Origin of the sequence: Alteromonas marina (assembly GCF_000808575.1) — a bacterium.
GTDB lineage: Bacteria > Pseudomonadota > Gammaproteobacteria > Enterobacterales > Alteromonadaceae > Alteromonas > Alteromonas marina_A.
In genome coordinates this window covers 121,585-146,830 of sequence record NZ_JWLW01000010.1, presented here as the reverse complement: position 1 = coordinate 146,830, position 25,246 = coordinate 121,585, and the positions used below count along the sequence as shown (strand labels likewise).

Annotated in this window: 20 protein-coding genes; 9 read left to right on the top strand and 11 right to left on the bottom strand. The window is 45.0% G+C overall.

The features are described from left to right. Positions 1-385: 385 nt before the first annotated feature. Together RJ41_RS05635 and RJ41_RS05630 are read right to left on the bottom strand one after the other, a co-directional pair. Positions 386-856: a prepilin-type N-terminal cleavage/methylation domain-containing protein gene (locus RJ41_RS05635; RefSeq protein WP_039218040.1), complete on the bottom strand. Its 471-nt coding sequence runs from the start codon at positions 854-856 to the stop codon at positions 386-388. 169 nt (positions 857-1,025) lie between these two features. Further along, a complete protein-coding gene (locus RJ41_RS05630) occupies positions 1,026-1,913 on the bottom strand; it encodes a TraB/GumN family protein (RefSeq protein ID WP_039218038.1) in 888 nt (295 codons plus the stop codon). Between the two features lie 322 nt (positions 1,914-2,235). Between RJ41_RS05630 and RJ41_RS05625 the strand changes: the two genes are divergently transcribed. Next, entirely contained in the window at positions 2,236-3,255 is a 1,020-nt protein-coding gene (locus RJ41_RS05625) for an alpha/beta hydrolase (protein WP_039218036.1), read from the top strand. A gap of 117 nt (positions 3,256-3,372) precedes the next feature. Here RJ41_RS05625 and RJ41_RS05620 read toward each other — a convergent pair whose 3' ends face one another. Continuing rightward, complete coding sequence (locus RJ41_RS05620; RefSeq protein WP_039218034.1) at positions 3,373-3,891, bottom strand: membrane protein; 519 nt, start codon at positions 3,889-3,891, stop codon at positions 3,373-3,375. 313 nt (positions 3,892-4,204) lie between these two features. Between RJ41_RS05620 and RJ41_RS05615 the strand changes: the two genes are divergently transcribed. The 4 genes from RJ41_RS05615 (at position 4,205) to RJ41_RS05600 (ending at position 9,776) form a co-directional block, all read left to right on the top strand. Continuing rightward, entirely contained in the window at positions 4,205-5,881 is a 1,677-nt protein-coding gene (locus RJ41_RS05615; RefSeq protein ID WP_039218032.1) for a carbon starvation CstA family protein, read from the top strand. Between the two features lie 268 nt (positions 5,882-6,149). After that, positions 6,150-7,316 carry an SO_0444 family Cu/Zn efflux transporter gene (locus RJ41_RS05610; RefSeq protein ID WP_039218024.1) on the top strand — a complete coding sequence of 389 codons (1,167 nt, stop codon included), beginning with the start codon at positions 6,150-6,152 and terminating at the stop codon, positions 7,314-7,316. 147 nt (positions 7,317-7,463) lie between these two features. Beyond that, positions 7,464-8,546 (top strand): CNNM domain-containing protein, encoded by a 1,083-nt coding sequence (locus RJ41_RS05605; RefSeq protein ID WP_039218022.1) that lies wholly within the window; start codon positions 7,464-7,466, stop codon positions 8,544-8,546. 45 nt (positions 8,547-8,591) lie between these two features. After that, the gene (locus tag RJ41_RS05600; protein WP_084081764.1) at positions 8,592-9,776 is read left to right on the top strand and encodes an energy transducer TonB; all 1,185 of its coding nucleotides are present in this window, start codon (positions 8,592-8,594) and stop codon (positions 9,774-9,776) included. 135 nt (positions 9,777-9,911) lie between these two features. On the opposite strand, the gene RJ41_RS05595 is transcribed toward RJ41_RS05600, so the two are convergent. From RJ41_RS05595 to pdsR, 6 genes are all read right to left on the bottom strand, one after another. Further along, positions 9,912-11,123 carry a hypothetical protein gene (locus RJ41_RS05595; RefSeq protein ID WP_039218020.1) on the bottom strand — a complete coding sequence of 404 codons (1,212 nt, stop codon included), beginning with the start codon at positions 11,121-11,123 and terminating at the stop codon, positions 9,912-9,914. After that, positions 11,123-11,779 (bottom strand): methylamine utilization protein, encoded by a 657-nt coding sequence (locus tag RJ41_RS05590; protein WP_052235401.1) that lies wholly within the window; start codon positions 11,777-11,779, stop codon positions 11,123-11,125. Before RJ41_RS05590 ends, RJ41_RS05595 begins: the two co-directional genes overlap by 1 nt. A 167-nt stretch (positions 11,780-11,946) precedes the next feature. Next, positions 11,947-12,627 (bottom strand): Fe2+-dependent dioxygenase, encoded by a 681-nt coding sequence (locus RJ41_RS05585; RefSeq protein ID WP_039218018.1) that lies wholly within the window; start codon positions 12,625-12,627, stop codon positions 11,947-11,949. 71 nt (positions 12,628-12,698) lie between these two features. Next, on the bottom strand, positions 12,699-15,005 hold the full coding sequence (locus RJ41_RS05580; protein WP_039218015.1) for a TonB-dependent receptor: 2,307 nt from the start codon (positions 15,003-15,005) through the stop codon (positions 12,699-12,701). A gap of 123 nt (positions 15,006-15,128) precedes the next feature. Next, entirely contained in the window at positions 15,129-17,315 is a 2,187-nt protein-coding gene (pdsS, locus tag RJ41_RS05575; protein WP_039218012.1) for a proteobacterial dedicated sortase system histidine kinase, read from the bottom strand. Positions 17,316-17,376: 61 nt separating this feature from the next. Beyond that, positions 17,377-18,066, bottom strand: coding sequence for a proteobacterial dedicated sortase system response regulator (gene pdsR / locus RJ41_RS05570; protein ID WP_014951008.1), 690 nt, complete (start codon positions 18,064-18,066; stop codon positions 17,377-17,379). 741 nt (positions 18,067-18,807) lie between these two features. Here pdsR and RJ41_RS05565 point away from each other — a divergent pair. The 3 genes from RJ41_RS05565 to trmB are packed head-to-tail and all read left to right on the top strand — an operon-like array spanning position 18,808 to position 21,250. Next, positions 18,808-19,740: an ABC transporter ATP-binding protein gene (locus RJ41_RS05565; protein WP_039218010.1), complete on the top strand. Its 933-nt coding sequence runs from the start codon at positions 18,808-18,810 to the stop codon at positions 19,738-19,740. Positions 19,741-19,766: 26 nt separating this feature from the next. Beyond that, positions 19,767-20,582 (top strand): ABC transporter permease, encoded by an 816-nt coding sequence (locus RJ41_RS05560; RefSeq protein WP_205622702.1) that lies wholly within the window; start codon positions 19,767-19,769, stop codon positions 20,580-20,582. Continuing rightward, positions 20,582-21,250: a tRNA (guanine(46)-N(7))-methyltransferase TrmB gene (gene trmB, locus RJ41_RS05555; RefSeq protein WP_039218008.1), complete on the top strand. Its 669-nt coding sequence runs from the start codon at positions 20,582-20,584 to the stop codon at positions 21,248-21,250. The genes RJ41_RS05560 and trmB overlap by 1 nt, the downstream gene beginning before the upstream one ends. Positions 21,251-21,344: 94 nt before the next feature. Here trmB and RJ41_RS05550 read toward each other — a convergent pair whose 3' ends face one another. Further along, positions 21,345-22,076: an EAL domain-containing protein gene (locus RJ41_RS05550; protein WP_039218006.1), complete on the bottom strand. Its 732-nt coding sequence runs from the start codon at positions 22,074-22,076 to the stop codon at positions 21,345-21,347. 563 nt (positions 22,077-22,639) lie between these two features. On the opposite strand from RJ41_RS05550, the gene panP reads away from it, so the two are divergent. Continuing rightward, a complete protein-coding gene (panP, locus tag RJ41_RS05545) occupies positions 22,640-24,274 on the top strand; it encodes a pyridoxal-dependent aspartate 1-decarboxylase PanP (protein ID WP_039218004.1) in 1,635 nt (544 codons plus the stop codon). Between the two features lie 115 nt (positions 24,275-24,389). Here the strand turns inward: panP and panC are convergent, their stop codons facing one another. Beyond that, positions 24,390-25,241: a pantoate--beta-alanine ligase gene (panC, locus tag RJ41_RS05540; protein WP_039218000.1), complete on the bottom strand. Its 852-nt coding sequence runs from the start codon at positions 25,239-25,241 to the stop codon at positions 24,390-24,392. Positions 25,242-25,246 lie beyond the last annotated feature (5 nt).

The window sequence follows — 25,246 nt, the reverse complement described above, 5'->3', positions numbered from 1 at the left end:
TCTAGACTTAGCAACACAAGCCAAAAAAGCGCACTTAGGTGCGCTTTTTTTATGCCTTTTGGAAAGTGCGTGAGCGTATGCCCTCTGAAACACGCCGTAAACCCATCCTTGTTTTTACGTAAGAGCTCCGACACCGCGTCCCTGCGGTGTAGGGTTTCAGAGGGCACAACAATCACTCGCAGCTTAAACCATATCAAAAAGTTTGAAGGGGAGAAGAAGTAACAGGTTGTTGACCCACCGTCGCTTTTATATTGGGGTCTGAGCACCTGCTTCCGTGCAGCCAAAAGTTCTAGATTGAACAAGTACTCCACTTTCGTAACTATTAAGCTTGTGAGGACTGTAGAAATGCGCGAGACGGTTCTATTGTTACTGCGGGAAGGTTGCGTTATGCATTACAGTTATTGACCGTGATAGTGGGCTTCTCACCTCGGTTAGGGTGACGATAAGTAAGCTTGCATACTTCGTCTTCTTCAATCTCATCATTGCTAAAGCCGCTAGTTTGTCTTTCTAGGGTAAAAATGACTTCAGGGGCCGAGCCTGTAAGTTTCCAATCGTCTTCGGTGAAGTCTGCTACAAGCTTTAAATTCGTTTGTGTTGCGTAAGGATAGCCATAGCGTACACGAATACCTGAAGATAGGGTGGTATCAGCGCTGCCTTCAACCCCCTCAAGGAGTGATTTAGCATAGACAAGATCTGAAGAAGCGACTAAAGCTGACTTTAAGCCTTTGAGTACGCCTGCCTGCGCGTCTTTTTGAATATTTAAAAGTTTAGGCGCAGCGGTGACAGCAAGTATGCCAATAATGACAATTACTATAATTAACTCTATGAGAGTGAAACCTTTCGTTTTACTCTGCATACCTTCTAGTCCTATCTTGCCCTAACTCGTTAAGTGTACAACCAAATTGTATATCATTGAAAAAGCGTTTTAAAATAGACTTTAGCTAAGGTCTATTTTGAGGGAACTTAGGTATAAAAAGCTAGGATAATGCCTAGCTTAATGGTGAAGGTTATAGGCTTATCCTGATCTACATTTGCTCTATTTTGTAACCTTTAGCTTCTAGTAGAGCAATTACGCTGTCATCGCCCACTAAATGTCCAGCACCCACTAAAACGAACTCTTGATCTTCATCGCCGAACATAGCTTCGATTTGAGGTAGCCAGTTTTGGTTACGTTTAGTGAACACATCATCATAAGAAGTAGGAGATTCACGTTTGAATGTATCTACTACTAACTCATCAATTTGTTCAGTGTCACCGTGTCTCCATGCCTTAATGGTGCTTTGTAGCATTTCTTTTAGCTCTGGTAAGGTTTCCAATGTTTCAGAGATAAGGCGGTCTTCCTCGCCTGCGCCCATGTTGGCCAGCATGTTGATTTGAAAATCTAGTGATTCTAAGTATTCGCTTGCTTTACCGTCACGTGCCGCTAACTGCATGAAGTAAGCATCCACTCCTTGCCCAGCCATCTGAGAGCGTTGTGCTTCCATAGCAACTAGCATTGATGCCACCATGCCTGGCTTGAATTGAGCTAACTGATCCGCAGTAGCGCCAAAGTTATTAAGGTAACTATTAAGCGCTTGATAAGTTTGTTCTGAAACATCATCTTTAAGGGACTTGCCTTCTTCATACGCGAGCCCTGCCATCATTTTCTTTTGGCCTTCAATATCTGTCGGATCTGGCATTTTGACTTCGAACACTAGTGTGTCTGCTTGCTCATAGACATCGGTGAATTCACTTGGCAGTGGGAATTCAGAAATGGGTAAAATATGAATAGTGCCACCTACATATACGGCATCTTCACCATTAGACACTTTCCAGACGGTCGTTTGGCTTTCATTGTCGGCTATAGCAGAAGTCACCGTAGATACAGCGAGCCCTAATGAGAACAGGAGTTTGTGTATAGAAAAGCTTTTCATCTTCATCCCTAAGGTTATGTACTTAATAATTGGTTAAAGCGTGCGATTTTATATCCCTTCGCTTTTGAAAAAATCGTAATACTTTGAATAGTGGTGACTAAATTATAATCTAGCGTAGCAAAATGCAATCTAGATATAACCTGTACTTGGTCCGGTTTTTTTAAGCAATCAGGAAATACGCATCTAGGTTTTAAACTTGCCCGTCCGCGTGGGAAACTATCTATGCGGATTGGTATTCATCTCTGTTCACGTAACGTTATTCTTATAGAAAGCTACTTATCAATGTCAGGCGTTTATTCATTATAAAATTATAGACCTACTGATGTACGTACTTATATTCTTGTTTACTCCTACTACATTAGCTACTACAAGACCTATGCAAAATAATAAGCCCCCACTACCCCAAGCAGCCAGCAAGGCGCTGATAGAAAGCATCTCAGCATTTCCCCACTTCACCAAAGAAGAAGTAATAGCGAGTACGCCTCGTAATAATGAAGAGTGGAGAAACTATGTTCACGCTAGAAATAGCGAGCAGAAGAAAAAAATCAAAAAGATGAAGAAAGAGCTTAACGTAGATGTTGAGCTTATGAATATAAATGATGTTGTAGTGCGCAAGTTGACACCTAAAATGATTACGCCTGAATTTGAAGATAAAGTTTATTTAGATATTCATGGTGGGGCGTTTGTCCTTTTTGGTGGTTTACCGAGCATTGAAGAAGGGCTGCTTGTCGCTGAAAGGTTAGGCATTGTGGTGTACAGCGTTGACTATAGGATGCCACCAACGTTTCCTTTTCCAGCCGCACTGAATGACGTAGTTGCAGTCTACAATGCTTTACTCGACCAAGCTGGTAAGGGAAATGTATTTGTGGGTGGAACATCTGCGGGAGGTAGTCTGGTCCTTTCACTAGTTCAGTCTCTTATCACCAGTAAAAGTCCTCTACCTAAAGCTGTATATGCAGGAACGCCATGGGCCGACCTTACCAAAACCAGCGACAGTCTTTATATAAATGAGGGTATAGACGGTGTGTTAGTGACCTACGATGGAACACTTGAAGCTGCCGCCAAACTATATGCTGGCAAAATAGCACTAACAGACTCGGCTATATCTCCACTTTACGGTTCGTTTGAAGCCTTCCCACCAACATTGCTAGTGACTGGGACGCGAGACATGTTTCTAAGCGATACGGTAAGGGTGAGTCGTGCAATACGTGATAGCGGAGGTGTTGCGCAAATAGAAATTTTTGAAGGGCTATCTCATGCCGAATATTTGATTTTCTATAAAACACCCGAGTCTGAAACGACTTATAGAACGATGAAATCGTTTTTTCTTTCTGCCAACTGATTCTAATTAGCCAGTACGCATACCTTTCAGTATGCGTACCAAGCGGGCCATTACACAGGCTTAACTAAACGAATATTTCGGAGCCACCACTACGAAATAAACACTACAAAGCAAAATTTACGAACCAAAGATTACTGTTATTACGGTAACGATAGCTCCAATACCGGCAATTTTAAGCCCGTTCTTGTACATGGGGAGTTTGGGAACAAACATCAAAAACGCGGAAATCACAAAAAACAGCAGGCCTATGCCAAAGCTAATATTAAGCCAAAAGAGAGGGCTATTATTTGTTGCTTTGTGCAGTTTCACCATTTTAGACAGAACGATAGGATAGTCTTTTTTGGTGATAGTGGCTTCACCCGTAGCTTTATTGTACTGGCCCACATTAAGTACGACTTCGTCTACATTTTCACTGGTGACTTTACTGCCTCTCATTTTGAGCAAAGGCAGCAATTCTTCACCTGATAGGTTTGCTTCGAATTGCTTAGTCTGGACTTGTTCGTACTTTAATATATCGGTAGGGCGAAAAATTAAAAGAATGCCGCTGATAGCGTATACACCCATTATGCCTGCGAGAAAAAAACCAAGCCAACGGTGGTATTTGCGAAAAGCCATGTGAAATTTAGGTGATGCCATATTTTTATCCGCCCCAAAAAAGGCGTAGTTATAAACGAGAATACATCTTATTTAAAGTACTGATTTCTTATTTGACCAAAATTTACGTTAAGTAACCGTTTTGACTCAAGCTTGTGCGAATGCGAGTCGTAAAAAATTAACCAAGTGGTATGAAGAGTTGGAAAAAACTACGTCAGAATTAGACTTTAGTCTTACAATGGCGTTAAACCATGGCGACAAATGGTTTAATGTTAAAAGACAGACTTGGGCCTTTTAAGCTTTGATACATGCTAAAACTTCAAAGGCCTTAGAAAAACAATATTAGGATAATAAAATGCAGTCTATTGCCATAGTGATACTGGGCATCATTGGAATGTTGCTCGGTTGGTTCGTCTATTCAAAATTTATTGCGAGCCGCATATTCAAATTGGATGATAGTTTTGTAACCCCAGCCCATACCATGCAAGATGGTGTCGACTTTGTTCCTACCAATAAAGTAGTGTTATGGGGCCATCATTTTACCTCAGTAGCAGGCGCAGCACCCATAGTAGGGCCTGCAATCGCAGTTTACTGGGGCTGGGTTCCTGCCGTACTTTGGGTTGTCTTCGGCACGATCTTGTTTGCCGGCGTCCACGATATGGGCGCGCTATGGGCAAGCGCTCGTCACAAAGGCAAATCCATGGGAGCGCTCTCTGAGAGCGTTATCGGTAAACGCTCCCGTGCGCTTTTCATGATAGTAATATTCCTAGTCCTGCTTATGGTTAACGCTGTGTTCGGTGTTGTTATCGCTAATTCTTTTGTTTCTCAGCCCAATGCGGTTTTCCCTGCGTGGATGGCGATTGCAGTTGCCTTGATTATCGGTCAGTTATTAAAGCGTAACTTCAGCCTTATTCCTTTGTGTATTGTTGGCATTATTGTGCTCTACGCTTCGGTATATGCAGGTAGCTATATCCCACTAAGTTTGCCAGAAACTATGTTTGGTCTAGCCGACAAAGCAAATTGGATCATAATTCTCTTTGTTTACGCTGCTATTGCCTCCCTACTGCCAGTTTGGATGTTGCTACAGCCACGTGACTTCATTAACGGTATGCAGCTGCTTGTTGGCTTATTCTTGCTTTACGGTGCGGTATTCTTTGCCATGCCAGATATCACTGCGCCAGCATTTAACACGCAAACTGCGGTAGATTCACCAAGTCTCATTCCATTGCTGTTCGTTACCATTGCGTGTGGTGCGGTTTCTGGTTTCCACGGCATTGTATCTTCAGGCACTAGCTCTAAGCAGCTAGACAAAGAGACTGATGCGCGCTTTGTTGGTTACTTGGGCGCTATCGGTGAAGGTTCACTTGCGCTTATTACCATAGTCGCAGTAAGTGGCGTCGCGTTTGCTGCATCACCTGAAGAGTGGCATGAAGTATACAGTCACCTAGGCGCTGGCAGTGTTGGCGCGTTTATCACTGGTGGAGCAAACCTTATTCAGCAAGGCTGGGGATTGCCAGTAGATTTTTCTTCAACGATCCTTGCTGTAATGGTTGTTCTGTTTGCAGGTACTACGATGGATTCAGGTGTACGCTTACAACGCTACATCATACAAGAGTGGGGCGATATCTATTCTATTGGTGCACTGAAAAACGGCGTTATAGCGACCCTTGTGGCGGTTGGCTGCTGTTTATTACTTGCATTTGGTGCAGGCGGTGCGTCAGGTAGCGGCGGTATGATCATATGGCCCTTATTTGGTTCGACTAACCAAATCCTAGCTAGTCTTACCCTACTAGTTATATCGGTTATGTTGATCAAGCTGGGCCGCCCCGCAAGGTATACGCTAATACCTATGGTATTTGTATTGATCATGGCTTTCTTTGCTGGCCTGATAAAGCTTAAAGAGTACTACGTAGAAGGAAATTACTTGCTGGTGTTCTTAGATGCAGTCGTGCTGGTTGTTTCGGTACTCGTTATGCTCGAAGCTTTCTCTGTAGTGTCTAAGCTTAAAAAAGGAAACGCAACACAAGAATAAGCAGCTTAATGGCTAATTGAGCACTGATTCGATGTTTCATGGTTGACCTCTGAGTTTAAAAAGCACACTCTCGAGATAGTCAACATTCGGCCAGTACATTTGTGCTGGCCATTTTTATGCTTCTGCAATTGACCTAATCAGTTTTGTTGATTTTCTGTCGCACTTTATATCTGTTACTATTTATAGTGGTTAAGGCTACGTGACTTTGTACACGAGTAATGTATGTCTGCAAGTAAGGCAGCTATGTCAGGGTTACAAGAGAGGCTATGTGTCAGATATCATTTTACTAGGACAAAATTTTCTAGCGTTGTTCATGGAATCAGCGCCATGGCTGCTATTGGGTTTACTGGTCGCAGGAGTGATGCACGAGCTAGTGCCTGTTTCTTTTCTTGAAAAGCACATGGGTAGCGCATCATTTGGCTCTATCAGCAAAGCAGCTATTATCGGCGCGCCTTTGCCACTTTGTTCATGTGGCGTTATTCCTGCTGCGCTTGGTTTGCGCCGAAGTGGTGCTTCTAAGTCTTCAACGATATCTTTTTTGGTGTCTACGCCCGAAACTGGCGTAGACAGTGTCTCTGTGTCTTACGCATTGCTCGGACCTCTTTATGCCATTGTTAGACCCATCGCGGCCATTACAAGCGCCATTTATGCTGGTTTGATGGTACGTTTTTTCGCAGAAGAAGAAAATCAACAACGACAGTCTAAGGTGACAGAGTCATCGTGCTGTGGGTCAAAGCAAGCACCTAAACTAGAACCGCAAATACAGGCCAGCACTTCCTGTTGTGCAAGCGAAAAAACACATGCTCATAACCATGAAAGCACAGACAAGCCTAAACACGAGTCTTCGCCTTCGAAAATCACAAGCGTGCTTTCATATGCCAGTGGCAAGTTACTTGAAGACATAGTGATATGGTTATTAATTGGTTTAGCACTTGCCGCGGCAATTAAAACGTGGGTACCCACCGACTTTCTAACGCAATGGGGTGATGGCGTAGTCGCCATGCTAGTGATGGCGCTAATCGGCATTCCTATGTACATATGTGCCACAGCGTCAACGCCACTTGCGGTGGGGTTTCTTGCGGCTGGGTTATCGCCCGGCGCTGTTTTAGTGTTTTTAATGGCAGGGCCTGCCACTAACGTATCAACCATGGGCATGATCAAACAAGAAATGGGCACGCGAACATTAGCGCTTTACTTGTTCAGTGTTATCTCTGCGAGTATTGGCTTTGGTTACGCACTGAACTACCTAGTATCTTCGTTTTCTTTAGCCTCTATGCTCAAAACGCAAAGCCATGTTCATGAGCACGGTGCAGACGTTCAGGTGATTTATTGGCTATGCGCGATTTTATTGGCGGGGTTAATGTTGAGGCTGGGTCTGAAAAAGCTGCAGCAACACCGTCATAACCAAGAACAACATTCGGCGTGCTGCGGCTAACAGTAGCCCAGCGGATGCCTTTCATAATTAAGCGCTCAAATGATATCCATAGAGCGCTTGTATATCCCGCTTTATTATCCATAATAGTCGTTCAACTTATTAAAATTAAAACGCGTTTAAACCTACAAGGACGCTTGGAATAACTACATGCTTTTACTTATTGTGTACGTCTTCATTGCACTGGGCTTTTCTTTTTTGTGCTCCATTGCAGAGGCTGTGATTCTGAGTGTTTCGTCTGCTTATATCTCTGTGTTAGAGAAAGAGGGCAAAGCCAGTGGTGCGCTACTACGTAAGCAAACCGATAATATAAATACGCCTTTATCTGCAATATTAACGCTGAACACTATCGCTCATACTATGGGTGCAGCAGGCGCAGGTGCGCAAGCGGCCGCAGTATTTGGTGATGCCTATCTAGGCGTTATTTCAGCAGTCCTTACACTCCTTATTCTTATTTTTTCTGAAATTATCCCTAAAACACTTGGCGCAACCTATTGGCGAACACTAGCGCCAGTAACCGCATATTTTCTTAAATACCTTTCAATTGTACTTATGCCGTTCGTTAAAATGTCTGAGCTAATGACGAAAGGCTTTAAAGAAGACAGCCCACTTCGCGGGTTAAGCCGTAGTGAGCTACACGCCATGGCAGAGTTATCGGGGCAGGAAGGTCAACTAGCTAACCACGAAGCGGCGTTTCTACAAAGCTTGTTAAGCTTGCACGAGCTGAAAGTGAAAGACGCAATTACCCACCGCACGGCGCTGTTTAAAGTATCTGAGTCGATGACGGTAGAAGGCTTTTTCCACAAGCACGCCAATATCGAATTCTCCCGTATCCCCGTATTTGAAGACAGCGACTCAGAAAACATTACTGGATTTGTTATGCGTTCTGATTTATTGGTGGCACAAGCCAGAGGAAATACGGATAAGCCACTTTCAGAATACGCCAAAGACATGGTTACTGTGTTAAACACAATGCCGCTGTCAGTCACCTTCGAGCACTTTATAACTAAGCACGTACATATGTTGCTGGTAGTCGACGAGTACGGTGGTTTAGAAGGCGTTTTAACTTTAGAAGATTTGCTGGAACGCTTGTTGGGTGTCGATATTGTAGACGAAAAGGATACAACAGTGAGTATGCGCCGGCTGGCTAAAATGATGACCAAGCGCAAGGAGCAAATGATGATCAAAAATGTTCCTGATGCCTCACTTGAAACTTCCTCACGGAAAAAATAGTTTATATCGCTGCGATAGTTTGAAATTTTATTAAGGATGATAGTGATGATAAAAACAACATCGAATAAAGCGAAACGGAATAGTGTCCAAAAAGTACACGGGCAACAAGCTAAGCAAAAAACACTGTCATTAGCGTTATTCATATTACTGACCACTGCTTACACAAGTATCGCAGTGGCGCAAGAATTAAGCATTCCCTGCGATGAGGTTGAAGAAAAAGCCCTAGCTGAAGCGAAAGCCAATGAAGTTGTGCGCATAAGTGCATTTAAACCCGCGACTCCGTTAGAGCGCGTTAACCCGAGATATCCTTCTCTTGCAGTGAGAAGAGGCCGTGAAGGCTGGGTTAGACTAAGTTACGTTATTGATGAAGAAGGCAGAGTAAAAGACCCTGTGGTAGAGGATTTTTTCGGAAGCCCTTCTTTCAAGCGAAGTGCCCTATCAGCCGTTAAAAAGTGGCAGTATGACCCAGCAATAAAAGACGGTGAACCCACTCAGCAATGCCACCAAGCTGTTCAATTGGATTTCACTATCGGTGGAAAAACGGGGGCCACCCGCAAATTTATTAAAGCTTATAAAAACGCAGATGAAATATTCAAAGCAGGTAATGTTGAGGCGGCAGACGAGGCTCTTAAAGAGCTATTGAGTTGGGACACGTTAAATCGGTACGAGAATGCGTGGTTGCTCAATTTGGAGTCACGGATTGCAAGAGAACAAAGCGACATTGAAAGAGAAGCGAAAAGCCTGACGCGATTACTTTCCAGTAATGGACAAAAGCGTTTTAACAATGCCGTTTTTGATGACGATTATGTGGCTTACATACTTCAGAGGAAAATACTTCTTGATGCGCAGCGTGGATATTACGCCGACGCCCTAAAATCGTACAGCAGGCTTCAAGAAATGGATGAGCAACAACCGCGTATTGACGAAATTGCCGCAATAGTCAATCAGATTGAAACATCTATTGCGTCTGAGAAAAATCTTCAAGTACCCGTAAGCATGGGAGACAACGGTCGTTGGTTCCATACGCTGGTGAGAAATAAGTTTGCTTTTAATAACATACAGGGCGAGCTTGATACTGTAGAAGTTCGCTGTGACTCTCACCGAGAAAAGTTTACCGTGGCCGAGGCTCACGTTTGGCATATTCCACAAAGCTGGGGTCAATGTCAGGTGATGGTAAAAGGTGACGAAGCCACTACATTCGATCTTATTGAAGTTGCTGAGAGTTCATAGTTTCGTTCAGACAAGCTCAAGCTGAATAAAGGGAATTTACCTCATGTTTCTTTGCTGCCAGAAAGCCACAGCGCAAGTTGAGTAGGGTGTTTCACAGCAACAGAGTTCTAATTCCGAAATAGAAAAATCGCGCAATTAGAAAGTGGCCGTAAATGCCAACTGGAACAAATGCTCGGTAAAGTGTTCGTTGTCTTGGAAAAAGCGAAGGTTTTGTTGATTGCCTGAGTTTACCTGCCATTCGGCGGTTATTGAGAAGTTTTCGCTAATGTTACGCCCAGCGCTGATGGTAAACGCACGCCCCGCGCTGCCATTGGGGTCAAGCGCGTAATTGTCATTATCACTTACTCGATACCAGTCGGCACGTGTAGCAAGCGTGTATGGAGTTATGCTGTATACCGCAGCAACAAAGCCACTTTTAAAATCGTTATCTACAATACTTTTGCCCATTAGCGTGTCGCCCACCAGCAACTGAGAAAATACCGTAAAGTTAGGGTTATACATGTAGCGAAGCGTTAACGAATGAAAGCGTGTATGCCATGCGTAGATGCGGTCAGACTCGACCACATTGGCATCTGCGTTGTTATCGTAATAGTAGTAGCGCATTTCAGCCATACGCTTGTACGCCACATGCGCGCCAAAATAGTAGCCGAAGCGGTTATCTATTTCTCTAAAGGGTTCGGTCCATGCAGGAGCACCCAATCCATCCTCATCGATAACACCCGGTATAGGCAGAAAATTCACCTTATCATTGTAGAGCGATTGTCTGTCGTGAAGCGCAAAGCCCCGCCAAGAAAGTAGCGTACCTGTAGTATCGTTACCTTTAAATACACTGCCCAAAACTTTCCACGACCAGCTGCTTCGTACTTGTCGGCCATTTTGCCTAAAGCTAACTTCAATGCCTCCGGTTCTGAGTTCTTCACCGATCCAGCTGTTTATGGCTGAGTTAGTGAGGAAGTGAGGAGATAGCCAGCCAAAATCTGTGTTTTCAGCAGATATAGCAGGGTAAAAGGCACCCACTTTTACTTCAGGTTTTATCGAGGAAGCACTAGGTGGCCGATACTTGAGATATAGCTGAGAAAAGTTGAACCGCTCTTCGCCGTCGCTGTAAGCATTTAAAACACCAGATAATGTCCAATCATCAAACAAACGCAGGTTGGTTGAGATAACGGCTTGAGAGAGGTGTAAGCCATCATCTTCGAATCGCTGGTGGTTTTGGCCAAAGTCTTGGAAGCTTTGCGTATTTTCTTTTAGCGCCCACGTTCCACGCAATAAAAAATCTGTTTCTGCGTAACTCGCTAACGAAAACGCTAGTGACAATAGCGTTAATAGTTGAGTACCAAACCGCATCAATAGTCGCCGAAACCAGAATCGAATCCGTCATCTCTGATTATGTTTGTATTAAGCATCCAGGTTACTTGAGTATCGGCAGACACAGAAATGGACTGTGGAGGGAAAGCCTTTTCACCTTCTACTTGTGGGTGCCAAAAACGTACGGTGTATTCACCATGAGGTAGCGAAACTAAACCTTGCCCCTGTATATCGGTCTTTCCATAATAAGGCGTGTCCGTAACAACAATGTAGCCGAGCATCCAATCGTGAATATTACAGCCAATATCGACAATACCAGCATTTTCAAAGCGTAAAGGCTCTGCGGTAAATTCTTTATAAAGCTTTAGTTCGAATTGCTTTGTCGAAGAAAATGAATAGACATGATGAAACAAGTTATCTGCATTAGGAAAGGTCACTTCAGTACCCGCTTTTACTACAAGCACGTGAGGAACAAACTGTTTGTCTATTTGATTCATTACGGCAGGTTCTTGATGCGGCATCTGATGCGCCTCGACCTCAAACTGAGGCTCAAAAAGAAACACGCCGTTGTCGACGGGGCTACCATCGCTATTATTCAGCGTTATAGAAAAACTTGCGGTGCGCTCATCTTGCCCTAATGCCATACTTGAACAAGCCATAATAAGAAGGGCGCTAAAAACTGTTTTGTGTTTCATCCAAGTACCATGGCACAAAGTATTCAAAGAAGACGTCTGTTGACTTAACCATAGAATAAACCCAGTAATATACAACTGCGTTACACCTTTAGTATAAGACCTTATTGACTTCGACTTTATTTCGCTTTTAAGAAAACTTTCGCGCTAGTGCTTGTGTTTGACAGCGGTTAAACCTGAGAAAACTTTCTTACCAAGTTATGGTAAACATGATGAAGTCCATCAAGCTGCTCTCGCTCTGCGGTACCGGCGTTAACTAGCGACTGAATACTTTGGTCAAGCTGGAAAAGAGTTTCACGCATTTGTTGGTCGCTCACCATACTTTGCAGCCAGGTGATAGCGGCAATACGCTCGCCTTTAGTGACTGGCGTGACTTTATGGAGACTTGATGATGGGTAGAGTATGGCGCTTCCCGCATCGCATTTAACTTTTTGCTCGCCAAAACCTGTTTGAATAACAAGTTCACCCCCTTCGTACTCGTCTTTATCGGTAAGGAAAATCGTCATCGACATGTCGCTACGTAAAACATCGGGCGTATTTGGAATACGCATAATTGCAGCGTCTACGTGATAGCCATAGGTCTGTGATTCGCTGTAGCGATTAAAGCACGGTGGAAATATACGTTGAGGCAGGGCAGCGGATATAACTTTAGGGTGGTTACCTAACTTACTCAACAAGAGGTTAGCAAGCTGTTGAACACGCGAGTCTTGGGCATCCGCCTGACCGTTATTTTTGACACCTGCAGCCATTCCCATTGCCGTATTCTTGCCGTCAACAAAGGGAACACTAGACAGTTGCTGACGAAACTGAGCAACGTCGCTTTTCGTCAATAAGTCATCAATAATAATCATTTTTTCAACGCTTTTTAGAGTGGTTTCTATAAAAAAGGCCTAGGCGGTTGCCCGCCTAGGTTATGCTAGTATTAAAATTCGTAGCTAACGGTACCTGTAATGTTGCGACCATCACCGATATACATGAAGGCGCCAGAACGATAGGCTGCCGTCCAATATTCTTCGTCAAACAAGTTCCCAATGTTAACACGGAAAGTAAGTGACTCTGAGTGATAGTAGTTAGCGAATAGGTTAACCACTTGATAATCAGGAACTACGATGGAGTACTCACCGGTCTCAGCGCTATAGCCAGCCGCAGTATCTGGTTGGCCGCCGTACATTTCTGACTGATAGCTGTAGTCTCCACCAAAGGCAAACTTCTCATTAGGCTGATAGCGCATTTGAATGTAGAAGCTTTCGTCTGCGAAGTTACTTAGCGCAAGACCGATATTATCTTCGCTGTAAGACTCAAGGATTTCAGAATCCATAAATGCAGCAGACGCCTGAATGCTAAGCTTATCGGTAATATCACCGCTTAAGCCAAACTCAATACCTTCTACACGGTTTTCACCGGTATTTAATGTACCAAGCGTTGAGTAAGCATCACCTACACTCTCGTGTACATCGCTCTTAGTGATGCGGAATAGCGCTGCATTTGCTACAAGTTTTTCGTCAAACAGCGACCACTTAGTACCAAGCTCAATATTTTCTACTTGCTCAGGGTCAGCTTGAGACGCTTGCTCTGGCGTACCGCAAATACCGCCATAACCACAGTTAGCACCAAGGTCTGATTCACCGCCGTTTATGTTGGTTGCCGTGCTATACGAAGCGTAGATGTTACCGTTTTCAGTGACGTCGTAAACTAAGCCTAAATGACCGTTGTACAGTTCATCCTCGAAAGCATACAGTTGCTCACCACCACGGCCCGACGTCGCATTAGTATAGTCGTAGCTATCTACACGCAAGCCTGCGAAAACATTTAAGTTATCGGTCAGCTCAAAGGTGTCCATAACGTATAGTGAGTAAGTTTCAATGTCGAATAGTGCATCTACGTCGCCACGGGTGAAGGCTTTGCCCATCAACGAACTAATGTTATCAACTTCATTGCCGCTGCCATCTAATAGGCAGTAACTTTCAGATACACCGCGACGGCCGCCGGTTAAGCAGTTTGATGGATTAGTGTAATCCATATTGAACACGCCGTTATCTACTGACTCGTCGGTGTATTCAACACCGAACACGAAACGGTGATCGATACCTGCAAAAGCCGTATCCCAGAATAGGTTAAACTGGGTAGTTACATAGTCAACTTCCTGCCAACCTTGGTGGTTGCTTAACGACAGTGTGTATGCGCCTGGGGCAGTAGGGTCTGTCGCATCACGGTTTGTACCACGCATACCTGTTGTAATGTATTCGTTTTCCGTTTTACCTACGCGGGTTGCGTTATAAAAACGCACGTTGTCACTGATATCGTACTCAGTACGTAAAGTGAATGTAGTCACTTCCGAGTTCTGAAAGTCTTCGTCTTGTGCATACACAGGAATATCTTCAAGCGGGTAGCCTGCATCCCTGTCGTAATAGCTACCTAAGTCAGGAATGTCTTCAGCGTTTAGGTAATAAATATCCCCGGTAAATGACAAGCGATCGGTAGGTTGATTGACATAAGAAAGCTGAACCCCTTCACGGTCACGCTCAATACCTTCACGACCTGGCTTATCTTCTGATGAATACAGGCCGTTTAAGCGCACCGCGCTGGTTTCTGTGAGGGTTTTGTTCAAATCCACGGTTACACGCTTATGCTCGTCTGTACCTACAGCGGCATCAACACGGCCAAAGTTGTAAGCGGTAGACGCTTTTTTGGTGATAGAGTTAACCGCACCACCTGAAGAGCCACGACCGGCAAAGGTTGAGCTAGGACCTTTGGTAATTTCAACGCGTTCGGTTGCGAAGCTTTCACGGGTTGTCATACCTGGGTCGCGAAGACCATCAACGAATACATCACTGCGCGCTTCGTGGCCACGAATAATATAGCGGTCACCAAAAGCATTACCATTCTCGCCCGTACCTAAAGTCACACCAGCTTGCGCCTGTAGAATGTCTTTAAGATCTGTTCTACCACTTTCTTGGATTTGGTCTTGGGTAAGAACGCTAATGGTTTGTGGTGTGTCAACAAGATCTGCTAGGCGACGAGGATCGCCAGATTTATTGTAGCGGTAGATAGATTGCTGTACGCCGTGAATTTTAATCAGTTCTATTGCTTCATCAGATACGGCTTCACATTCAGCAGACGTTGCATCGCTACACGTTTCTATTTCTTCCTGTGCCATTACCGCGCCACTACCAAATGCCAAAGCTGCGGCAATGGTCTGGGCGCCCATAGTTAATTTAGTGTTTTTCATCCTGTTTCCCTTGAGTGTGTGTAAGGAGGACGAAGTCTATTTAATAAAAATAGATATGTAAACATAAATGATAAACATTCTCATTTGATTTGTTTTTAAAGTGTTTTAAGAATTGCTTAATGCTTAATGCTTTATGTTGGGAGATATGGGAAATGTAACCAGCACAACCACACCAGATGCATCTTCTCTATCGTTTAGCGATATTCGCCCTTTGTGGAACTGGGCGATAATATTGGCAATGTATAGCCCTAGACCTAAATGTGGAGATTGTGCAGTGTTTTGCACGTCGTTTTCTTTTCTTACCGACACCATTGACTGGGTAAGCTGGCTCTTCATCCCTTTAGGAAGCAACGGCCCTGGATTACTTACGGACAATGCTACTGATTTGTCATGCTTTTCCAGCTTAATGGTTATTTCATCATTGTCTTTGCTAAAGTCGACGGCGTTTGACACAATTTTATCAAACAGTTGGGCAACGAGTTCAGGAGCGCCATCAATCAGTAAACTATTGTCCGTTGATATGAATGTCCACTTTCTTAGCGCGTAAGTGTGCTGATAGCCCTCGACACATCCTTCAATGACTTTCACTAGATTGAAGGTGACTAAGTCTTCTTGTTCAATTGCCTGCTCTAATCGCGTGGCTTCGCTCATACTGTTTAATATTGTGCTTAGGCGGTTCACCCCTGATTGCGCCCTTTCAACAAAAACGGCTTGTTGGTCGGCGTCATTGACCTGAGTCAGCATATCCAGCGACGACTTTACCACGGCAATAGGTGTTCTAAGCTCGTGAGACAAGCGGGACGCCATGTTTTCTAAATAGGAGTTGTATTGCTGCAACCGTGAAAGTACATCAGCAAATGAGCGGGATAAGTCACCAATTTCATCACGCTGATTGGATACCGGCAGGGTTCCAATGATTTTGCCATTATCATCTATCACGGCTTCGGTGTTATCGCGAAGAGAGCGAATGCGGTTTGAAATTCGCGTAGCGAACAGCAGTAACCCTAATGTACCTATGGTCATCACTGCTAAAATCACGTGAAAGAGTTGTTCTAACGCCCGGTTCCGCAACGTACGAATACCGTTAGTGGTTTGCTCTACAATAACCGCACCCATTACATTGCCTTCAATAAAAATAGGGTAGGCAGCGGAAAGTACTATGGCTTTGTTATCGGGTGACAAACGCCATAGTGAATCGGGTTGGCCATTTAGCGCAGTGCCTAAATCCTGCCCTACCAATGCATAAGCATCGTCTAGCTCGTCAATAAAGTCGGCAGGTGGCCGCGTAAGAATCTGATAATAAAGTGGAAGTAACCACTCACTTTCTATCCAATGCCAAACTGCATTTGTAGAGGTTTCTTTTTCATCTACTTCAATGCCCGTGGCCGATTGAATATCACCGGCCCGAGCAAGTACTCGTTTGTGTTTATCTACGACCCACACCCGTGAATCGGCATATTTTAAACCTGCTAGAATGCGCTCAATTTCAGGGGACGGCGTGATGACAGTACCTAATTCAGCGAGCTCTTTGGTATTCGCCGTGCCTAACGCGTACTGCTTCAATCGACTTTCATTGTTGTCTACATCGACAAGTGTAAATGCCAAGCCGCCTGTGGTCATAGATAGCGGAAAGCGCAGTTCAATGTTGTAGCCTGTGGCTGTCTCTTGCCAGCGACCTTGAATAGAGAGCGCGTTCTCTATTGCCCGTGTGGTCTTTGTGTTATCTGCGAGCCTGTACGCATTTACCCAGCCACTTTCATAAGGAGCAACGACATACCTTGCTAATTCTCCTTGTGGGGTTTCCATACCCACAAGCAGGTGGTCGCCTGTTTCGACGCTTAAACTGTTGGGTTGCCGCCAGAGCAGTACGTCATCACTGACTTCAAACATGGCATAAAGAAACTGACCGTAGCGCCCCACCATATGTTTAAACGACAAGCTGGTGGGTTCACCCGCATAGCCATTGTAGTACTCAATAACTTCGCCACTGCCATACTCACTCATTAACTCACTGACTTGTTGCCAGTCATTGAGTTCACCATCCAGTCGAATGGGGGACGGGATAGGTGGCGCGTAAAGATCTGTGCCAGGGCGCACGTCTTGAAGATACGCCGATTGGCTATCAAATAAAGCGGGACGCTCGTGTAGTGCAGTGGCAACAGCTCGCGCCGTACCAATCATGGTTTGTTCTTGACCGTTTCGCAGATACTGCTCAAGCTCCCACACATAGTTATAACCTAAGTAGGGTATGGTGAATAAGAACAGCGACAGCACCATAAGCTGAAGGCGTATTGAAAAGCGAAATCCCATGTTTTTAGTCGGTTGCCCTTATCTTTTAATAAGACGAAACGCGGTCTTAGTCGAAAGCCCGCTACAGCTGCCAGCGATACCCCATGCCGTACACGGTGTCGATATGATCGAAGTTTGGATCAAGCTGCACAAACTTTTTACGCATACGTTTGATATGCGAAGTAATAGTGGTATCATCTACCACCATTCTGGACTCATCCATTAGCTGTTGGCGGCTTTTCACATGGCCAGGGCGCTTAATAAGCGCATGCAGCATCCAAAACTCTGTCACCGTCAACAAAACGGGCTGGTTTTGCCAGCTTACCGTCATTCTCGACACGTCTACTTTTAAGTCGCCCACTTTTAGTTCATCTTTTTGCTCTGTTGGGGCAGCAAGTAAATCCGTACGCCTGAACAAGGCTGCAATGCGTGCTAGCAGGTGAGCCATGCTGATATCTTTAGTCAGGTAATCGTCCGCGCCCATTCTAAGGCCGCTGATAGTATCTACGTCGTTATCTCGTGCAGTAAAAAAGATGATAGGTAGGGTTTGCGATAGGCCTCGCAGTTGCTGGCACAGCATAAAGCCACCTTCTATTTCGTCTTTCAAACCAATATCGATAATGGCTAAGTCGGGTAAGGTGTGGTTGAACGCTTCAGCAGCTGACGGTCTGTCCTCATAGGCATTTACGCTATAACCCTGGGCTTTCAGCGCCATAATGTAGTTTTCGCGAATGGCCGCGTCATCTTCCACTAATGCAATTGTCTTTGGCATACATTAACCCGCAAATATAATTCTGATAGAGCGCACACTATACCTATGAATGACAGCTGTTGCCTAAGTTCGGCATAAAATCCTCAAGCCTGCCTCATTTACGCCATATTTGAGGGGCTTATCGTGAACTTTATCTTTGGCGGCAGCCCCACACAACGTCTCGAAGCGCGGATTAATGAAACGCTTGGCGTGCAGCTTCACGTGCTAAATCTATAGGAAAGCTAAATCACCACCACATTTCCACAATTACGCGCTTTTTTTGCCATGAATAACGAGTTTAATAGTATTTGTCCGTCGAGTTTAGTGCACTGCTTTTTTTAAGTGCCAAGCAAGATAGACGGATTGCACTGTAGAAGCCTCTTCAAAGACTAGGAGAGGGGAAACAGTGCCGTGGAAGCGGTAAGGCTGAACTTCTACGTAAAAGTCTTAATTATCTATTCAGACTGGTATTAAGCTACCCTTTGCGCTGCGTACTACCCCAACGGTACGCGGCGCTTTTTTATTGGGGTTGAAAAAAGGCGTTTTCGCTCTCATTTAGAAGACGAAAGCTTAAACTGTTTAAAGCAACCACTAAACGCGAGTGTATTCATTTAATAGCATGAACTAGGTTACACTTCGTTGGTTGTAAGTTTTTAGCGACAGATAACTGCATCTCACTTAAGTTAATTAGGGCGTGCTGACCTTTGGTTTGCATCAAAGGTCAATACGTCTTAGTGATCACACTCTCACTACGGGCAAATCATGAAAGCGTTGGACATTAAAGGGTTAACCAAAACCTACAAAGGTGGCGTACAGGCACTAAAAGGCGTCGACCTTACAGTACAAGAAGGAGATTTCTTCGCATTACTTGGCCCAAATGGGGCGGGTAAATCTACCACTATTGGTATTATCAGTTCACTTGTAAACCAAACCAATGGCAATGTGTCGGTGTTTGGTTATGACCTCACAACGCAAAAAGAGCAGGCTAAAGCCTGCATTGGACTGGTGCCACAAGAGTTCAACTTCAACCAGTTTGAAACTGTACTGCAAATTGTATTGAATCAGGCAGGTTACTACGGTGTGCCGCGCAGTATTGCGAAAGAGCGTGCTAAAAAATACCTTGCTCAGCTCGACCTGTGGGAAAAACGCGATGCCCGCGCGCGTGAGCTATCGGGTGGTATGAAGCGAAGACTGATGATTGCTCGAGCACTCATGCATGAGCCGAAATTGCTTATTTTAGATGAGCCAACCGCGGGCGTAGATATTGAAATTCGTCGCTCTATGTGGGGTTTCTTAGAAGAGATTAACCGTCAGGGGATTACCATCATCCTCACTACTCACTATCTTGAAGAAGCAGAAATGCTGTGCCGCAATATCGCCATTATTAACAAGGGCACCATTGTCGAGAACACCAGCATGAAAGCTTTATTGTCTAAACTAAGCCTAGAAACCTTTGTGTTGGATATCAAAATTCCAGATGGTGTGTCGAATACGGACAACCTACTAACGGGCTTTGAACACCGTTTGATTGACGACCATACCCTTGAAGTTGATGTTGAGAAAACGGAAGGATTGAACCCGGTTTTCACCCAGCTAAGTGAAAAGGGTATTCAAGTGATGAGCATGCGCAATAAATCAAATCGCCTTGAAGAGCTATTTGTGCGTTTAGTTGAATCAGCGAAGCAAGCTGGCTAAACCCACAATAGGTAAAGGTGAAAAACATGAAAACTGAAAGTACACAAATGAACACAGAAGAAAACGTGGGTTGGTTTAAGCAAAACTATGTGGCGCTAACCACTATTTGGATAAAAGAATGTACGCGCTTTTTGCGCATATGGGTACAAACCCTTGTGCCGCCAGCTATTACAATGAGTTTGTACTTCGTGATATTCGGTAGCCTTATTGGTAACCGAATTGGTGAGATGGGCGGCTTTACTTATATGGAGTTCATTGTGCCTGGCCTTATTATGATGTCGGTGATCACAAACTCCTACGCCAACGTGTCCTCTTCATTTTTTAGTGCTAAGTTTCAGCGCAACATTGAAGAGCTGTTGGTGTCACCAGTACCCACCTCGGTCATCATTCTTGGGTATGTGGGCGGCGGCGTGGCCCGCGCCATACTTATAGGTATTATCGTTACATTGGTGTCACTGTTTTTCGTTGATGTGCAAATACACAACTTGGGTATTATTGCGCTCACTTTGCTGCTTACCTCTACCTTGTTCGCAACGGCAGGTTTAATTAATGCAGTATTTGCGAAGACCTTTGATGATATTAGCGTGGTTCCCACGTTCGTACTAACGCCTTTAACCTACTTGGGTGGCGTATTCTATTCGTTGTCGCTTTTACCTGAATTCTGGCAGTGGGTGAGTAAGGCGAACCCTGTTGTGTATATGGTCAACGGGTTTCGTTATGGGTTCTTAGGGGTCTCTGACGTAAATGTAACCTTGTCGCTTGTCTTGTTAGTGGGCTTTAATGCACTGCTATTTGGTGTGGCGTACTACCTACTTAAAACGGGTAAAGGTATTCGTAGCTAATGGCCAGCGGTAATTCTAGAGAAATCACAACATCGCAGGTAGGTATTCACGATAAGTTAGACGACTTAGTGAAAAAGTACCAAGCGAGTGAAAATAAGCGACCTATTAGCGACCATACACAAGCCGCGTTTGATGATGTCAGCGCGTGGCTTGATGGCTTTAGCGGCGAGATCATTTTAGATTCTTGCTGCGGCGTTGGCGAAAGCACGGCGAATATTGCAAGAGCTAACCCCAATGCGCGTGTTATCGGTATTGATAAGTCGGCGCTGCGGGTGGATAAACACGAGCATTACAGCGCACAGCAAGACAACTATCGGGTTATTCGTGCGGATGTGAACGACTTTTGGCGTTTAGTAAAGCAGTCTAGTTGGAACGTGACTCAGCACTTTTTGCTGTATCCCAACCCCTATCCAAAAAAGACGCAGGTTCAAAAGCGCTGGCATGGAAGTGCAGCTATGGTCGATTTAATGGCAATTACTCCTAATATTGAGGTGCGCAGCAATTGGCTTATCTATCTGATGGAGTTTGCGCAAGCGGCTAAGCATTACGGCATGGTGTCTGATTTATCTGAAGTCACCGGCGAGAACCATATGACGCCGTTTGAGCGAAAGTACCGAGGTAGCGGTCAATCGTGCTGGCAGCTAAACTGCCGTAGTGAAGAAAGCTGAGCTTTCTATAGCAGCATGGACTGCGGGAAATTGATAATAGCGGGGCGAAATGAACATCTCGCCCCGTGTGCTTTAGTTCTGGCGTAGAGGCCCGTTAATGGCGCGCAGTGGCACGACGCACGTTTGCCATAGGCGGGCTAAACACATACCCCTGTGCATAACGAATGGGCAGGCGTTTTACGCGTTCTAGATGCACCTCATCTTCTACGTGCTCGGCAATAGTGCTTACTCCATGGCGTTCACATAGCGACAGCAGATAGTCTACATATTCCCTCACTGCCTCTTGTTCGTCATAGTGTTTAATTAGCCCGCCAGCGAGCTTAATCCCTCGAACCGGCAAGTTCATTAGCGCACGTATATTGCCCGGACACGACCCAACGTTGTCGATGAAAACGCCCAGTCCCACATGCATACTTTTTTCGATAAACGCAGTGAGGTTTTTCGGATTGGATAGGGCAGTAGAAGCGCTCACTTCAATGCTTACGCGCTCGGGCGTGGGATAGCTAGCTAAATGGGTGATAAGGGTATTGGTAAGTTCTTGGTTTTGGAGATCATTGGCAGTTATATTGATGTTCCAAGGTATATTGACGTCGTGAAAATAGCTAGCACATTGCACAAACATACTCGCCGCAAGCGTGTTTACATGTTGCTCTCGTTCAATAAGATAAAGAAACTCGCTGGGAAGAAACGTTTTATCGCCTCGGGTAATGAGACGTGCCAGGCACTCATACCGCCACACACCGTGGCTGTTTAAATCAACAATGGGCTGAAAGTAAGGAACAATATCTTCTATGGAGAAATCCTCGGATATTTCGCGTATAGGCATAAACCGACCTCCTTGCATTTGTGTATCTATTAATGACCGACACGCTTTTTACACCTACTCTTAACGGGTATTGAAGGTCACACATTGATACTATTCATAAATTAAATATAGCTGAGAGTGCAAAGTTTTGCGGTACTAATTTGAAAGAAGTCTGGCGTTAGGCTTAGCCTTGCGAAGTTGAGCCAATTGGGTTCGTGCACAAACTCATAAATTAAAAAAATTGACTAACTAGTCTGAATGTTTCACATATGACAACGAATTGGCGGTGTCTGCCCCTTGGCGAGCATTGCAATCTGATGTAAAGTGCGACACCCTGAAAGTATTGTGATAAGTTTTCAGGTTTGGCAACGAATGGACCGCGTCAACGCGCATTAGCCCTACCGATGTACCGTTAAGGGATATATTGGTTAAGTAGCTGCACCAGTCGCAAAATAATTGTGTCGCAAGCTAGTTGGCTAAAAGGAAAAGTAAGTGTCAGGCCGGTGTCCTACAAAACCGCCTGTTGATTTCGCCCAATGAATGTAAGCGAAATGTGTGATTGTTTTAAGTATGAGGTGTGTTGAGTGGGTGAAGCGCAAGTTAGTTTAGAGCACCTGTTTAGGGTCTTTACCAAACCTGAACACAAAGACTCAAAGCTGGCTCAAATAGAGCAGCATTTATCTGACAATATCTTAGATTTTTTGTCGCAGCACGTAGTGACAAAGAAGACGTCGTTAGAAGAAATTGAAAAAGACTTTTCAGACTCTAAGGTGCCTGAATCACCTGAGTTCGTGTCTACTCATGCTGAAAGCTTGCTAGACAAGCTCGTTGCGCATTCTGTTAATACTTATTCCCCTACCTTTATCGGTCACATGACCTCAGCGCTGCCTTATTTTCATCTGCCGCTTTCTAAGTTAATGGTAGGGCTTAATCAGAACCTGGTTAAGATAGAAACTTCTAAAGCCTTTACGCCGCTTGAACGTCAAGTACTGGGTATGATGCACAACCTTGTGTACGACCAGCCTCAGGACTTTTATGATGAGCACTTACACAGTGCCGCGCATTCTTTAGGCGCTTTTTGCTCTGGCGGAACCATTGCCAACATCACTGCCTTATGGGTGGCTCGCAACAAATTACTTGGCCCCCAAAAAGGGTTTTCAGGTGTGGCTAAAGCAGGTCTTGCCGCAGCCTATCGCCACTACGATATTAATAATTTAGGCGTGATGTGCAGCAAGCGCGGCCATTATTCGCTCTCAAAGGCTGTGGATGTACTGGGATTAGGACGCGAGCAGTTGTTAACTGTGCCCGCGCCGAAACAAACCCTCGACCCAGCGAAAGCCCTTCGCATCGGTAAGCGTTATCAAGAGGAAGGCAATAAGCTTCTGGCGATTGTAGGGGTAGGCGGAACTACTGAAACGGGGCACGTAGACCCGCTAGACGAACTTGCTGACGTAGCCACAGAGTTAGGTTGCTGGTTCCATGTCGACGCAGCCTGGGGCGGCGCTACGCTATTCTCAGCGCGCTACCGCGACAGACTAAAGGGTATTGAACGCGCTGACTCAGTGACTATTGATGCACATAAGCAAATGTACGTGCCTATGGGCGCGGGAATGGCGCTTTTCAAAGACCCACAAAATGCCAATGCGGTAAGACATCACGCGCAATATATTTTGCGTGCAGGCTCTAAAGACTTAGGTGCTACCACGCTGGAAGGCTCCCGAAACGGTATGGCCATGATGGTGTACTCGGCGCTGCATATATTCGGTCGCAAAGGGTACGAGCTACTTATTGATCGCAGCATTGATAAAGCCAAAGACTTTGCGCAGATGATTGATAAAGCCCAAGACTTTGAATTGACGACCACACCTATTCTATCACTGTTGACCTATCGCGTTTGTCCCGCTGAAGTGCAGGAAAAGCTGAAGCATGTGAATGCTAAAACCCGCAACGCTATTAATGAGAAGGTTGACGCCCTTGTTGTTGCGGTACAAAAGCAGCAGCGTGAAGCAGGTAAGTCTTTTGTGTCTCGTACTCGCCTGGAAGCGCCTGATTACCCTTCCCAGTGTATTACCGTGTTTCGCGTAGTGTTAGCGAATCCGCTTACTAGCCATAACGACTTGGCCGCAATTTTGGCTGAGCAACACTTAATTGCGAAAGAGACACAGGCTTGGAAAGAGCTAATGGATTTCGTTCGCGAAACAGAAACCGTTGCGTCTTAACCGCCGACTTTAGCAGCAACACACAAAAAACGCCCGATACAGGCTCTGTTTAGGAGTCATGCATCGGGCGTTTTCTTTTGTAGTTCGAGATTATCCGCGAGGATTGGTATTACGCTTAATCTCGCGTAATTTGCATATTATCAATTAAGCGTGTCTTGCCCATAAACATAGCAACAAGCAGAACTAATTCTTTGTCGCTATCGCTAGCAGGTTCAAAGGTGGCGGCGTTAACTACCTGACAGTAGTCTTTCTTAAAGCCTTTTGCTTCAAGGTTACTGACCATGGCATTTTCAAGCTGAGCAAAGTTGGTGTTACCACTTTCTATGCCCGCTTTTAAGCGCTGCATTTCTGCAAAAATAGCACTCGCCGTCGCTTTTTCAGTGTCCGTCAGGTAGCCATTTCTAGAGCTCATTGCCAAGCCTGACGTTTCGCGCTCAGTAGGCACCCCGTGAACCTTCACTGCCATTGATAAATCGCGAGCTAACGCGCGAATAACTTGTAGCTGCTGGAAGTCTTTTTCACCAAAAAACGCATCGTCGGGCTGTACCATGTTGAAAAGCTTGGTCACCACGGTAGCTACGCCGCGAAAATGGCCAGGGCGACTGGCGCCACAGTGCGAGTCTGAAATACCGGGCACTTCAACGAACGTCTGCGCATCCAGACCTGCCGGATACATTTCCGCTACGCTAGGTAAAAACACCGCGTCTGCACCCACAGAAATAAGCTTAGCTTTATCTTCTTCGATAGTGCGTGGATACGCGTCTAAATCTTCGTTCGCACCAAATTGCATGGGGTTAACAAAAATGCTAACCACCACTTTGTCGTTGTGCGCTTTCGCTTTTTTAACTAGTTTGAGATGACCATCGTGCAGGTTGCCCATAGTGGGTACAAAACCTACGGTTTCACCATTACGTCGCCATGCGTTCACCGTGCTGCGTAATGCTGAAATACTATCAACCACCTTCATAATTT